The organism is Marinobacter salexigens, from assembly GCF_018860765.1.
Lineage (GTDB): Bacteria > Pseudomonadota > Gammaproteobacteria > Pseudomonadales > Oleiphilaceae > Marinobacter > Marinobacter salexigens_A.
In genome coordinates this window covers 29510-43402 of record NZ_JAHKPV010000017.1, presented here as the reverse complement: position 1 = coordinate 43402, position 13893 = coordinate 29510, and the positions used below count along the sequence as shown (strand labels likewise).

The 13893-nt window shown below is 51.2% G+C and carries 11 protein-coding genes; 5 read left to right on the top strand and 6 right to left on the bottom strand.

Going from position 1 to position 13893, the window contains the following annotated elements; genetic code table 11:
- Nucleotides 1–48 precede the first annotated feature (48 nt).
- From KO508_RS09240 to KO508_RS09230, 3 genes are all read left to right on the top strand, one after another.
- Nucleotides 49–612 carry a TRAP transporter small permease gene (locus tag KO508_RS09240; protein WP_216008039.1) on the top strand — a complete coding sequence of 188 codons (564 nt, stop codon included), beginning with the start codon at nucleotides 49–51 and terminating at the stop codon, nucleotides 610–612.
- Entirely contained in the window at nucleotides 612–1883 is a 1272-nt protein-coding gene (locus tag KO508_RS09235; RefSeq protein ID WP_216008038.1) for a TRAP transporter large permease, read from the top strand. The genes KO508_RS09240 and KO508_RS09235 overlap by 1 nt, the downstream gene beginning before the upstream one ends.
- A gap of 89 nt (nucleotides 1884–1972) precedes the next feature.
- A complete protein-coding gene (locus KO508_RS09230; protein ID WP_216008037.1) occupies nucleotides 1973–2425 on the top strand; it encodes a DUF302 domain-containing protein in 453 nt (150 codons plus the stop codon).
- A 41-nt stretch (nucleotides 2426–2466) separates the two neighbouring features.
- Here the strand turns inward: KO508_RS09230 and KO508_RS09225 are convergent, their stop codons facing one another.
- The 4 genes from KO508_RS09225 to KO508_RS09210 all read right to left on the bottom strand — a co-directional run bounded on the left by KO508_RS09225 (nucleotide 2467) and on the right by KO508_RS09210 (nucleotide 9463).
- Nucleotides 2467–3972: a flavin-containing monooxygenase gene (locus KO508_RS09225; protein ID WP_216008036.1), complete on the bottom strand. Its 1506-nt coding sequence runs from the start codon at nucleotides 3970–3972 to the stop codon at nucleotides 2467–2469.
- Between the two features lie 174 nt (nucleotides 3973–4146).
- Complete coding sequence (locus KO508_RS09220; RefSeq protein ID WP_216008035.1) at nucleotides 4147–5802, bottom strand: acetolactate synthase large subunit; 1656 nt, start codon at nucleotides 5800–5802, stop codon at nucleotides 4147–4149.
- Nucleotides 5803–5878: 76 nt separating this feature from the next.
- On the bottom strand, nucleotides 5879–7492 hold the full coding sequence (locus tag KO508_RS09215; protein WP_216008034.1) for an FAD-binding dehydrogenase: 1614 nt from the start codon (nucleotides 7490–7492) through the stop codon (nucleotides 5879–5881).
- A gap of 231 nt (nucleotides 7493–7723) precedes the next feature.
- Nucleotides 7724–9463, bottom strand: coding sequence for an N-acyl-D-amino-acid deacylase family protein (locus tag KO508_RS09210; protein ID WP_216008033.1), 1740 nt, complete (start codon nucleotides 9461–9463; stop codon nucleotides 7724–7726).
- Between the two features lie 476 nt (nucleotides 9464–9939).
- Between KO508_RS09210 and KO508_RS09205 the strand changes: the two genes are divergently transcribed.
- Entirely contained in the window at nucleotides 9940–10881 is a 942-nt protein-coding gene (locus tag KO508_RS09205; protein ID WP_216008032.1) for a hypothetical protein, read from the top strand.
- Nucleotides 10871–12535: a S8 family peptidase gene (locus tag KO508_RS09200; RefSeq protein WP_216008031.1), complete on the top strand. Its 1665-nt coding sequence runs from the start codon at nucleotides 10871–10873 to the stop codon at nucleotides 12533–12535. Before KO508_RS09205 ends, KO508_RS09200 begins: the two co-directional genes overlap by 11 nt.
- 273 nt (nucleotides 12536–12808) lie before the next feature.
- On the opposite strand, the gene KO508_RS09195 is transcribed toward KO508_RS09200, so the two are convergent.
- Both KO508_RS09195 and KO508_RS09190 read right to left on the bottom strand, forming a co-directional pair.
- Nucleotides 12809–13045 carry a hypothetical protein gene (locus tag KO508_RS09195; RefSeq protein ID WP_216008030.1) on the bottom strand — a complete coding sequence of 79 codons (237 nt, stop codon included), beginning with the start codon at nucleotides 13043–13045 and terminating at the stop codon, nucleotides 12809–12811.
- Between the two features lie 88 nt (nucleotides 13046–13133).
- Complete coding sequence (locus KO508_RS09190) at nucleotides 13134–13772, bottom strand: hypothetical protein (RefSeq protein WP_216008029.1); 639 nt, start codon at nucleotides 13770–13772, stop codon at nucleotides 13134–13136.
- Between the last annotated feature and the right edge of the window lie 121 nt (nucleotides 13773–13893).

The following is a 13893-nucleotide window of genomic DNA, read 5'->3' as shown; positions in this document are numbered from 1 at the left end:
TTTTGTAGGCGTCCGTTATTGTTTGCTCTTCTGTTGTCGGGATTATCCATGTCAACTAACAACGCCTCATCAAAAGACCCACAGGCCTGGCGCGCAAGCCATCCATCTGCGTGGGTCCGTATTAATCATGTAGTGGTTACCCTTTGCGGCCGGCTCGCTGCGGCTCTATTTGCTTTGATTGCGGTGATGATCACCTACGAAGTCATTGCTCGTTACGTCTTCCTCTCCCCCACTATCTGGGTGGAAGACTTGTCACTGCTATGCCAAATCTGGGCTTCTTGTTTGGGTGCAAGCTGGCTACTTCAACATCAGGCGTTGATCCGTATCGACATGTTAATCAGCCGCTTCGGCCCTCGTTTGCGAGCTTTCGCAGAACTGTGGTCGTTACTTGTTGTTGCGTTGTTTTCAGGCTGGGTCACGTGGTACGGCGTGTACATCGTAAAAGACGCTGTCGCTATAAATGCCGCATCCGCATCCATGCTTGGCATGCCAATGTATATCACTAAAAGTGCTATTCCAGTGGGCTTCGGCCTTCTTTTTATTCAATGCCTCACAGAGGCAGCGCTTGTCTTGACAGGGCACATTCAGCCTGCTGAAGAGGTTCACGTCTGATGACTGTTGCTCTGATTATATTCGCCCTATTGATGTTGTTGCTGTCTGGGGTACCAGTGGGGTTTGTATTGGGTGGGCTTGGGCTGGGTATGCTGCTACTGGCCGACATGTCACCTTTGATGGTACCCATGGCCATGTATTCCTCGTTCGACAGTTTTATTCTGCTGTCCGTCCCGCTTTTCCTGCTGATGTCTAACATTCTGCTGCAAGGCGGCGTCGGCAAAGACTTGTTCAACGCCGTTCAAACCTGGGTTGGGCATTGGCCCGGCGGCTTGGGAATTGCAACCATCGCTTCCTGCACGATTTTTTCCGCAATCTCCGGGTCGTCTGTTGCCACGGCTGCAACCATTGGCAGTGTTGCCATCAAAGAGATGACCGATCGCGGATACCATCGCCCTTTTGTATTGGGCTTGATCGCGGCAGGCGGAACACTCGGTATTCTGATTCCCCCATCGATTCCGATGATCGTGTACGGCGTTATTACGGAAGAGTCGATTGTTGACCTATTTCTAGCTGGTATATTTCCTGGGCTGATAATGGCTGGCAGTTTTATCATCTTCAGCTTTCTGTACGCAACGCTTGGCAAGGCCTGTACACCGGTGCCCAAGGCCACTAGAAGTGAGCGCCTCGCAGCCACCTGGCGGGCTCTGCCCATCATCGTTCTGGCAGTCATTATTATTGGCGGTATTTACGCTGGCGTGTTCACGCCAACAGAATCTGCAGCCATTGGTGTAACGCTATCACTGATTATTGTTTTAGCATTGAAAACAATGAACTGGGAGCGATTCAAGCTCGCCTGCATCGCCACCATGAAAACCACAATCACTATATTCATTATCATGGCTGGTGCCAAAGTATTCGGTAAGGCCATCACCCTTTATCAAATTCCGCAAGACATCTCGATGTTCGTTACCATGCACATTGGCAGTGCTGGCCTATTCATCCTCGCGGTGTGTCTGGTTTTGCTTGTGATGGGGTTCTTTCTGGAATCCATCTCTATGCTGCTGATTATGATGCCGGTGCTCTACCCTTCATTGGCACCACTGGGTATAGACCCCATCTGGTTCGGCATCATCTTTGTGATCATGATCGAGTGTGCGTTGATAACCCCACCCGTAGGGCTAAACCTGTTCGTGATACAGGCCGTCGCCGGGGGCAAAATAATGGACGTGGTACGGGGTGTTTGGCCATTCATTATTATGATGTTCGGCTGTCTGCTGATTGTTTACTTCTTCCCTGTCGTAGCGCTTTATTTGCCGTTTTATCTATAACAAAGGCAAGCCAGATGATAGGCTGAATTTGAAACCATGTACGACACAAGGCCGTAGTACAGGCACAAACATCGTCATCGAGGTAGATCATGAAGGTAATCAAGTACGCTGTCGCACTCTTTCTGGTTATGGCTTTCGCCCAAGCCCAAGCCGCTGATGGCCTAATTTCGGTTAAGAGCCCTCATAGCGCTCAAGAAACTATGAACAAGTTCGAAGAGGTTGTGAAAAGCAAAGGCTTGAACGTTTTCGCGCGCATAGATCACGCAGCGGGGGCTAAAAAAGCAGGAATGGCACTTAGGCCTACTGAGTTGCTGATTTTTGGCAATCCACAAGGCGGAACTCCATTCATGAAGTGTGCGCAGTCGGTCGGGATAGACCTGCCACTCAAGGCATTGGTTTGGGAAGACAACTCAGGACAGGTATGGCTGGGCTACAACGATCCAAAGTATTTGGCCCAGCGCCATAACGTTCCTGAGTGCGCGGTGGCTGAGAAACTAAGTGGTGCATTGGCAGGTTTTGTAAAAGCGGCATTAGCGCCTTAGCAAATCAAGCCTCCCCGAATTTAGGGGAGGTTTTTTTGTCCTCAAGCCCTGCTCGCTTGCTGAAGAAGATCCGGCTCTTGGGATAAATATGAAGAAACTGCTTCAAACTGCAAAATTCCATCATCAACAGGGTCTTTAACCAACATTTTTTTATCTTTGCCATAGTGCATGGTTATTCTCCAAGGGTCGATCCTGCCCTGCCGAGGCATCTTATCGATTGCCCGGACGATATAACCGGGTGCAAACCCGTCCAATACACTGGCATCGGTCGTGTTATTGTCCGTGTCTACTGCTGTTGCGACCGACATTCCTACCTTGTCCATGTGGGTGAAAAGCCTGCAAAGATAGCGCCCACCAATATCGCACTTGAGGGTCCAGGGCGCATTGGTATAGCCAAAAATCCACCCGTAATTGGGTACGTCCTGAATCATGATGCCCTTGTAGGCCATTTTTTTGGGCAGGTTCACTTCCTCATTGTCGATGCTGAGTGTCGCCCCACCCATCAACTGAACGTCCAATCCTGTCGCAGCCACAACAATATCTGCGGCAATATGCTGGCCGGTTTTCAACACAATGCCGGTTTCATCAAAGCGGTCGATATGGTCGGTTACGATATTCGCCTTCTCCGAGCGCAAGCTTTCAAAAAAGTCTCCATCAGGCGCAGCACACAGGCGCTGATCCCACGGCATGTACTCAGGTGTAAGGTGGCGTTTATTAACGTTTGGTGCATGTTTGTACATATGTGACAAAAACATCTTTCGCATCGCGTTAGGCCAGCGCTGGCAAGCTAAATAAAGAGCGCGCTGGAATAAGATGTTGCGCCTGCGGGCCAGCTTGAACACCCAGGCCTTTGGTAATACTTTGTTCAGTACCATCGACACCTTGTCGGTGTTTGGTAGGGCCATAATGTAGGTGGGTGAGCGCTGCAGCATAGTAACCTTGGCAGCTTTGTTCGCCATGGCTGGCACCAGTGTTACTGCAGTAGCACCACTACCGATGACCACCACTTTCTTTCCGCTATAATCGAAATCGTCAGGCAAGCTCTGGGGGTGAACAATATCCCCTTTAAAAACGTCTTCCTTGGGGAAGCTCGGGCGATAGCCCTGATCGAAGTTGTAATATCCGGCACAGTTAATCAGGAAGTTGCAGCTAAGCACTGCCTCCTCACCCGTTGCTTCCTGTACAGAAGAAACTGTCCACTTTTGGTCTCTGGTCGACCAATTAGAGTTCTTGAGTTTCAGGCCAAATTTGACCTTCTCGTACAATCCGAATTCTTCTGCCGTTTCGCGCACATACTCACGTATATCGTCGCCTTGGGCTAATACGTTTTCGGAATACCAAGGCTTGAAGTTAAACCCGAAGCTGGCCATGTCGGAATCCGAGCGTATGCCGGGATAACGGAACAGATCCCAAGTGCCTCCCACGTTTTCACGGCGCTCCAGTATCGCAAGAGATTTTTCAGGGTGTTCCCGTGCAATGTGACATGCCGTTCCAATGCCGGAGAGCCCGGCACCAATAATGATGATGTCGTAGTGTTTTAAGGCCACCTGAGTTTCCTTGTTGTTATTTTCCAACCAATGTTAACTTTGATTTTCACAAAGGCCACCAGAATCGCCCACTACTCGTTTACACAGCGGTATTCAGGGGCTGTTCCGGCGCGTTCAAAGTACTTTATCCACCCTCCTCGGCAATCGTCCCGGTCTAGGTTGCCCGTTGACCGATCAGGGCGCGATCTTGTTTTTCAGGGTACGGGTGACCGGCAAAGGCAAGCTCGGTAGCGAACGCAGTACCCAAGGTAGGATTTTGCGCTTCAATCCGTTGAGGGATTCCGGCACCATGGCTTCGATCAAGTGTGGACCCGGCTGTGACAACGCATATTCAAGTGCGTAATTGAATGCTTCAGCGGTATCCACACGGACGCCATGAACCCCCATGCCCTGAGCCAACTGAGCAAAGTTCAGCACGGGTCCATTCAAGTCCAACTGAGATTTGGCCTTGTCTCCGGCATCTTCTGCACCCACTCGCTCCAACTCTATGTTCAGCACCGAATAAGAAGCGTTGTTGAATATAATGGTGGTTACATTCAACTGCTCACGGGCCATGGTCCAAAGGGCTTGAATGGTGTACATGGCGGTGCCATCGCCGATCAGGGCAATCACTGGCCGTTCCGGGCAAGCAATAGCGGCGCCGACCGCGTTGGGCAAGCCCTGGCCGATGGCGCCTCCGGTCAAGGTAATCATGTCGTGACGGGGTGAGCCCGCAGTCATGGCATTCAGCATCAGCCCAGAAGTAATAGCCTCGTCGATAATAATGGCGTTCTCTGGGAGAAAGTGGCCCATGGCCTTACAGACTTTTGGTGCCGAGAGGCGACCGCGGGGTGCCGATGGGCATTGTAACTGTTGAACCTCAGGCTGGGCGTTGTCGGCACCCAGTGCCGCCACCAGTTTTTCAAGGCTGGCCAGAGCGTCTTGTTCTGGGCGGGACAAGGTGTGAACAGTGCAAGTATCCGGCACCAGATAGCTCTTTTTACCAGGGTAGGCAAAGAAAGAAACAGGCGCTTTACTGTCCACCAGGATCAAGTGAGCAATGTCGGCCAGTTGAACGCCTGCCAGTTCCGCCAAATAGGCTACGCGCTCAACCGGCGGCAGGCCTTCACCACGCTCCATACGAGTCGGAAAGGTTTCTGCCAGTAGCGTCACACCGTTTGCAGCGGCAACCTTCGCGGCCGCCATCAATGCGGGCTCTCGCAAAGCCCGGCCTCCAAGTAACAGCGCTGTTTTTTTACCGGAGCGAATGGCGTCCACCACAGCGCGAACGGCTCCATCATCGGCAACAGGGGACGCTGCCTGTGCCGGAAGTGCGCATGGACTCCCCCCTTCTCCCCAAGATACATCGGCGGGCAGGATTAAAGTGGCCACTTGGCCGGGTAGGCCGCGGGCGGTTGTGATGGCTTCTACAGCGTCCATACACAAGTCAGCCGTAGTTTGTGACGTACGGACAAAGCCCGGTGATACATTACGGGCTACGGTTTCGATATCTGACTGCAACTGCGCATCGTATTTCACGTGGGCAATAGCGTGGTCGCCTACAATATTTACCACCGGCACCTTGCCTTTGCGGGCATTGTGCAGATTTGCCAAACCATTACCGAGCCCGCAGCCGAGGTGCAGCAGAGTAGCAGCAGGCTTATCGGCCATTCTGGCGTAACCATCGGCCGCCCCGGTTGCTACCCCTTCAAACAGTGCCAGCACGGCGCGCATCTTCGGTTCATCATCCAGCGCCGCTACAAAATGCATTTCGCTGGTTCCTGGATTGCTGAAACAGACTTCGATACCAGCGTCCACAAGGGTTTTCATCAGGGCTTGCGCACCGTTCATAGGTAATCTCCTTGTTGTTGTCTTGTCACGGTTGTGATCGCGTAAGCAAGCTTGATAATCGGTATGGCTATCTCCATTACGCGCTGGCCAGAATGGACCTTGCGGCTGCCCGGGCGGTCATGATGCAACCCGGCAAAAATGTGCCTTCGAGAGAGCGCTTGCCATTACAGCCACCCCCCCCAAAACCGGCGGCTTCACCTACACAGTAAAGCCCGGGTATGGGCTTATTATCGGCTCCAAGCGCACGGGACATAAGATCGGTACGCAAGCCTCCTAGGCTCTTGCGTGTAATCAGTTGCATACGCACGGCGATAAAAGGCCCGGCACCTTTCTTTTGCAGCGGCGCAGGCTTGCAGGTGCGCAGCTTATCTGGCCCCCATTGACGGGCATGCAATATGCGGCGGATTTGATCATCGTTTTCAAGCTTGCTGCCAGCCGCAAAGTTTGCATCGAAAGCATCAGCCGTAGCCTTCAATGTGGCTGGGTCAACATCGTGGGAGCGGGTCAGCATGTTCATTTTTTCGGCTAACTCTACGAGCGTATCTGCAACGAGGAAATCATCACTTTCACGAGCCATCTGTTTGACCAGATTGTGGTTGCCGGTCAGGGTTTCGAATACAAAGCGAACCAACTGTTTGTCGCGTATACGCTGGTTGTGCTCCGCGCCGGAGATGGCAAATTCTTTGGCTGCAATGCGCCAGTTCAACAGGTGCCAGGTCCATGGCTGCTCCTGCTCTGCAACACGCTGGCAAAGCCAGTGAGTATCAAAGCCGGTCACCAATGGCTCCGGGCCAATCCGCCTGCCTTTATGGTCAAGCCACAAGGCAGATTTGCAAGGGATGGTTGATAATCCGTGGCCTTTAAAGTGAGGATAAGGATGGGGGAAGCCAGCCGCATAGTTCCACATTTCGCCAGCGTTAACGATACTTCCACCCAGCTTGTCGGCCACTTCGTGGTGCAGCTTGCCATCGGCGTAAGGATGGGCACCATTCAACATGGTTTTTGGCATGGGTCGATCTTTTGGCCAGTTGGCACGGGTTTGTTGGTGGTTCCCGTTGATTCCACCAGTCGCTACCACCACCGCCTGGGCCGTTAAGTGGATCGGTTCACCCGTTCTATCATTGGTGCCAATGGCACCAGTAACGCGACCATCACGGCTCTCCAATGAACCAATGCTGTGCTGATGCATTACTGTGAGGCGATTGCCCGTACCGGCATCCCGCATGGTCGCAATCAGAGTGCGGGTAAGCTCCCGGGAGGTTCCAAACACTATGTGATAGCGTGGCACACTGTTCCCTTCACCTAACCGCCCCCGCTCGACCCAGTTCACCGCAGGCAAAAACTTGATACCTTCGGCCTTCAGCCAGTCATATACCTCACTGCAGGAGTTTTGCACATAGTATCGGGCCCAAGCGAGGGAATGCTCGTCTTCAGAATCTAGCTCACCGAAGCTGACCCAGTCTCTCAAAGCGCGCTCAGAGCTATCCGAAATACCCATTTTGCGTTGTAGCGGAGTATCAACCAAAGCCATACCGCCAAACGCCCACAAGGCCAGCCCCCCCAGACGCTCAGGTGTATCCCGGTCTACCAACGTAACGGTTTTACCCGCCCGAAGGAGCTCCAGCGTAGTAACTATGCCAGCGATACCGCCGCCAATAACCAGTGTGTCTGAGGTAATCTGATTGGCCATATAGAAACTCCTTGGGGCTAGAAGGACATCAAGCTTGGTTGGCCGTAAGGATAAACAGAATAATGCAGTTCAACTTTAATTACTTGACCAAACACGAGCCAGAATTTGACGATACACGAACAGAAGTCATTTTCACGACAGGCGTCATGCAATAGTTTGCACGCAGTGGTGCACCGGAATTCGGCGCTCGGCTGGGGTCTGGCGCAAACAAGTTTGAACAGAACCACACATTCAACGTGCGGGAATAAACGAACCGTAGCCTATCTCGCGCCCAAACTCCGGTAAAAACTCTTCCTCATCTACCGCCAGCTTTCCATTGATCATCACAGTTTTCACGATGCCCGGATTTCGGTTAACAAGTCTTTGCAGATCAAAGTTTTCCATGTCGCCCCAAGAAACCTCTTCAAGATTTTGGTTAAAGCCTGATGGGTCGAGCACCACAATATCGGCGCGATCGCCCTCCCGAATTTTGCCCGCTTCGATACCAAACCAATCGGCCTGATCACCGGTCAAACGATGAACTGCCTGCTCTATAGTCATCACCGCGTCTCCCTCGTCGATGGATTCTTGAACCAACTTCAACATACGCAACGGCAAGTTGTAGAAAGCCATATTGCGGATGTGAGCACCGGCATCGCTGAAGGTAATGAGCGTGGTTGGGTCTTTTACCAGTCGTCTCAGAACCTGTTTACGGTGGTTTCCAACCGTGGTGTACCAACGTATTTTCTTGCCGAACTCCACTACCAGGTCGAGAAACAAATCCACCACATGGATACCGCGCGCCTTCGCCACTTCTTCAAAGTTTTTACCGACTAGTGATTCATCGGGGCAGTCGATGATCATGGCGTCACCAAAATCCCGCTGCCAAACCCGAGGACTCAGTTTTTCACCATAGAATTTTCGAAAATTACGACGGTATTCCTCGCTTTGCAGGAGATCGTTTCGTTCCACTGCATCTTTCAAATCCAGAGCCATCTCCCCTGCTCCAAATTCCTCAAAGAACACAACGTCAATACCGTCTGCGTATACAGTAAAAGGTGTAGGCAGAACCTGCCATCGGAAGTCTCCCCGCAAGGCATTGGTAAACGAAGATGTTAGCTTGGTGAGGGCTGTTAACGCGGCGCTGCCCTTTAAGTCCATCTGGCTAATCAAAGTCGTTTTCAATGGGCGCCGTAATAGCCCAACGCATTCGCGAACATACTGAAGAATCTGCAAAGGCGTAGCGGCATTCGGCGCTCCTTGATGCACCCGGCCATACTGGCGCACAAGCTTATTTAAGCGTGCGATCTCATCCCACTTGGCGTAAGTGCTGGGCAAACTCTTGGACCATTCCCGATCACCATCTACCTTGTCCCACTTCAAGCACATGGTCGACAGGCCGAGGAACCCTTCATCAAGCGCCTCTTGCAAAAAACGCTCCATGGTCTGCAATTCTTCTTCGGTGGGCTGGATTGACAAGTCTGTGGCGCGACTCAACCCCATCACACCCACCCGCATGTCGCTGTGGCCCAGAAAGCTGACCACGTTAGGGCCGAGGGGCATCTGTTTGATGTGCTCAACCCACTGTTTTGGAGTCGACCAAGTTTTGTGTTCCTTCAAAATCGGCAGTACCCGCTCCCTCGGTACAGTTTCAACGCGAGTGAAAATGTCTGAAGCATCTTCATAATCACTGCAAATCATGCTTAGAGAGCAGCTACCCACCAACACGGTCGTTACGCCATGTCGCACCGATTCGGAAAGACTTGGGCTCACCAGCAACTCGGCATCGTAATGGGTATGAGTATCCAGAAATCCCGGCGTGACCCATTTGCCAGCAGCATCGATTACACGGTTGGCCTGATCATGAGGAATAGGGTCTGCAGTAACTTTCGCAATATAGCCGTCTTTAACCGCCAGATTACGAATGGATGATGGTGCGCACGTGCCGTCAAAGTAACGGCCGCCCTCGATGATGAAATCGTATGGGGTCATCGCGTTTTCTCTTTTTGGATCTTGTTATTGTGTTTTTTTAATTCTAAAGAATTGAGTCTACATTGTGGGCGGCCGCGCTGGACACCGCTAAACTAATTTTCTGGTTTCAGCGTATCGGGTATGTCCTGATATTATACGCTTAAATAAAACAACTTTAATGGATTGAGATCATGGGGTCATCAAGAGTGCCAAGGATTGCCTTAACGCCCAATCTCTCGCTCTATTTGTCTTGATTGTCGATTGGTTGGCCGGCAGCCTTGCACAGGTAGCGCCAGCAGTAACCCACTGATGCATTTGGGAACGGCAATCTATCCATTTTCGGTGCTTTTCGGGGGGGGTATTGCCGAGATGAGAACGGCGTCGGAATCTATAGAAAAAGTCCTCAACAGCAGGCCGACAACGCCCTTTACGAGGCCAAGGCGTCGGGTACAAATCAGGTACTCTGTGCGCCTTAATGAACTCAGTCAGGCCAAAAAATGAATTTGGGAAACCCAACTTTATTATTGCTCAGCATTCTAACTCTACCCATAGGCGGATGCGGAGGTGGCAGCTCCAGAGATAGTGCAACTGATACTCCCGGAGCAACCGAAAACCCCCTAATTCCCGAGCGCCCAGCACTCGAAAGCAGCAATCTTTCCATCGACGAAGAGTCGGAAGTGTTTCTTGCTGTAGATCTCAACGGATCCTCTTTTCAAGGCTTTGAGAGTGAAACTGGTACCGCTTCAAACATTGCCATCCTAGCAGGCGACGAGGGAGTTTATGTCCACACTCCCAGCGTTAACTCCCCGAAAATTGTTGAACTATTTCTGACGTTTACTAATGAGAACTCGACGTTCAGGGAGCCTATTTCTGTTCACGTACGAAACACTTCAGCTGAAACGCTGGAAAAACGTACCCAACAAACTATAGACGATAGCGCTTCCCTTCTAGGCCTTGAGCAGGACTTGGCGCTGTATCACTTTGCCGTCGATACCGCCTATTTAAATGGTGTGATCAAACATTCAGAGAAAAGCCGGTTAATGGAAGCCTTCGTTCCCGAGCATTCACTTGCCTATAACTTGCTTGACTCAAAACTGTCAGAGCTTGAAGCGAGCTATTCAAGTTATAATCAGGGACGCATAGCAGACATTGAGCTGGACCAGCTAATACAACAAATAGAGATTCTTGCTAAAGATCACGGAGCCTATGGAGTTGAGAAACTCACAAGCGTTTCTCACTTCAGTGAGATCTTCGCTCCGACACTGACGGCTGGCAGCTTATCGTTCTCCGAACGAGCGGGGTTCTTTTCCCGTTTTGTCGGTAACCCTGTTTACGGCGACTGGAACGGACAGATATTTCAGCTAAAGCCGCCCTACAACATGATCACTAGCCTTCTTCGAACCAGCTTGTCTCAGGATGTTCTCTGCGATGCGATCTAACAGAACACTATTTTTGGTGCTCTCACTCTTTTTTTCCATGGCCGTTGAAGCTGGCGAAATGCCTCGCCAACTCGTGAATGCTCCGGCCGAACAACAAAAAACCAAGGTGTCGCTTGTTGTTAGTTATCGAACAGATGGACTATCTACACAAAGCTCAGGGGCGGTTAAACGGGCTGAGGTCTTACATGTAAAAACAAAAGATGCGGAGGGATATGCGGCCTACCTAAAGCAAAAACCCGGGGTATTCGCCGTCGAACCGAATTATCTAGTTTCAAATCCCAGAATGCCCAAGGCTCCAATAGTTCTGGCGCCTAGCTCCGTAAGATCACAGTCAGTAAGCAGCACACCAAATGATCCGGCATTCTCTGATCAATGGGCCTGGCAGCCACCTACACAAGAGTACCCCGGTGCCCATGACATCCTCGCTGCCGCCCGCAAATCCGTTCAGAAGCGGAAGCTACGCATAGGCGTAGCTGATTCAGGATTCCACCAAATTAGTGATCTGAAATATACTGAAGGATACAACTTCTCCACCGTCGACGGTCCCGGTGCCGATTTTTATACCTCTCAAATTAACCCATCCTGCACCGACAGCCACGGCACGGCTGTGGCGGGCATCATTGCTGCAACTACAAACAACTTTGAGGGCGTTGCAGGAATTGTAGATACAGAACTTTATGCCGCCCGAGTAATGAGCTGCGGGTATGGTGCCATGAACGACGTCGCCACAGGAATATATTGGCTCGCAGGCCAGCCCACTGGTGCTGCCCCGACCCTTACCAAACCGGTAGATATTATAAATATTTCTCTGGGGTCATCCACATCTGAATGCCCGACTTATCTGCAAGGGGCTATCGATTTTGCGGTATCAAAAGGTGTTCTCGTTGTTGTTGCGGCTGGCAATGATGGAACGGATGTTAGCGGCTATTCCCCTGCGAACTGCAACAACGTTATCACCGTGGGCTCTGTGGATCGCAGAGGCAAACCTTCTGACTTTTCAAACCGCGGCTCCGGGATCGATATTGCAGCATTGGGTGAACTGGTCCGCACCTTAAATGGTGAGGGTCAGGCCAGTCTCTGGTTCGGAACATCGTTTGCCACTCCAAACATTACTGGTATTGCAGGGCTTCTGAAACAACACGCGCCGACCCTGTCCCCTGAATGGCTAGCTCTTCGAGTAAAAGAAGCTAGCCGCTATCCGCAGGATTACGACACAAACGTATTCAAAGGCGGTATCGCAGATGCAAACAGGATGATCACAAAATTAAATGAGGACTTGTCCGATATACAACCAAGTTTCAAACCGGCGCTGGCTGATATCGCAAGATGCCACCGAAATGCGTACCTGAACACGTCGGTAGATCCATCGCAGTTAGAGACGCTCTATGAAATAGACAGCAGCAATCTAGGGCCTCTTGCTGCCGATGAGCACTATACGGTTTTTGCTCTTTCGAAAAATCAGCCCGCAAGCGAAGCTACAATTATAGCTGCAAGCCAAGAATCCAAATTCCTAATACCGAACATTGATCTTACAGAAAACGAGTATCTGTTTGATATCTGTAAACTGGATGACACTGGCTGCCGCTATGGGAAAACACTCAGCCTCAATGTCAGCGTCCAGGTTGTGGACGTTAGATCCTGCTCCAAGGGTTGAATAGACTCCGGTGTTCCGCCATGATTTTAATTCGTTGAATAACAAGCTCCTCATATGCTGACTTGACCTCCTCCGGCATAAAAGAATGTTGGATAATCTCGGAAGCTTGCAAGCCAACGCTTTTGACCAAACAACTTAACCGAATCATCAAAGCACTCGCTCTTAGCCCTGCCCTAGCATTCATCTCGACAATTGAAGCCCACTGGCCCGTTACTGCCTCAAAGTTCGGTTCAGACATAAAAATGTTGGTTTCAGGCATCACAGAACCAGCTTCTAGCCACTTTGCCCTCTCCGGCTAAACGATGGGTAGTCCTTACGTGTCTCTGGGCGCCGAAAACTGTCAAAAGCCTCAATCTCCCATGGGCGCATGGCCATCAACAGGCTCACTCCAAACCGATGCTCTAGAGGCAATGCAACATCTTCTTCATGGCAGTGTCGAAACTCCAGAGCCAACCGTTTGAGCTTCTGCTGCACCACCTCGTTGGACTGAGCAGACAGCATGCCACTCACAAACAGTCTCAGTTCACCGGGGTGATTAAACCGACATCTCAGAAAATCCTGCTGCACTTCCGCTTCGAAAAAGCGCTGTATGGGCCCCCTATGTGTCAGCGTAGTTGTCGCGGCTCATCCGCAGCTCGCCAAGGCGGTAAGCGTACCTGCCACCAATGCTCCAGCGCTCTGTCAGGTCGTATATTGCATCTATCGCAGCGACATGACTGCGCTGGGAGTAATCAATAGCTCTACTCGTCGTGCTGCTCAGCTGGTCCGGCGGGGCCAAATCAGAAAGATAAGTGTACTTGGCTAACAGATTAAGCCGATCGTTGAATACAGGGCGGTAGGCATAACCGACAGACCCTTCAACAAAGTTTCCATCGAAGAAGTCACCTCTGGTTGAGTTGCCAATCGAAAAATCCAACTTACTAATAAATCGCCAATCTGGATTGATTTTGTAGCTAAGATTATTGCGCATCAGCCAGACATCACGAGTTTCGGCATCGCTTTTATCTTCACGATATTCAAGCGCACCCGCATAGCGCAGCCAATCGCCGCTATACCCAACCTTACCGCCAACAGCGCGCCGTCTAAGCTCATCACCCGACTCACTGTTAATCGTTCCAAACTCGGTATTAAGACCGTAGCTCCAATCGTCATTGGGTGCGAAATCCAGACCATAGGCCTGAATCAGGCCACTCTGCTCAGTTGCATCCTGATAGCGCTGCTCCGCAAAAACACTCACGGTATCTGTCCAGCGCGAGCGCGCACCCGTGAATCACCGAAATGGGCAACGTTCTTGGTGAGGTCGGTGTGAGTGTAGAGTAATCACGACCACCAAATGATTCTGGTCGTGGACAATTTTG

Bases quoted from the DNA above. Each gene is read 5' to 3' on its own strand.
- KO508_RS09200 (WP_216008031.1), top strand. From the start codon at position 10,871: ATGCGATCTAACAGAACACTATTTTTGGTGCTCTCACTCTTTTTTTCC.
- KO508_RS09210 (WP_216008033.1), bottom strand. From the start codon at position 9,463: ATGACCCCATACGATTTCATCATCGAGGGCGGCCGTTACTTTGACGGC.
- KO508_RS09220 (WP_216008035.1), bottom strand. From the start codon at position 5,802: ATGAACGGTGCGCAAGCCCTGATGAAAACCCTTGTGGACGCTGGTATC.
- KO508_RS09240 (WP_216008039.1), top strand. From the start codon at position 49: ATGTCAACTAACAACGCCTCATCAAAAGACCCACAGGCCTGGCGCGCA.
- KO508_RS09235 (WP_216008038.1), top strand. From the start codon at position 612: ATGACTGTTGCTCTGATTATATTCGCCCTATTGATGTTGTTGCTGTCT.
- KO508_RS09205 (WP_216008032.1), top strand. From the start codon at position 9,940: ATGAATTTGGGAAACCCAACTTTATTATTGCTCAGCATTCTAACTCTA.
- KO508_RS09215 (WP_216008034.1), bottom strand. From the start codon at position 7,492: ATGGCCAATCAGATTACCTCAGACACACTGGTTATTGGCGGCGGTATC.
- KO508_RS09230 (WP_216008037.1), top strand. From the start codon at position 1,973: ATGAAGGTAATCAAGTACGCTGTCGCACTCTTTCTGGTTATGGCTTTC.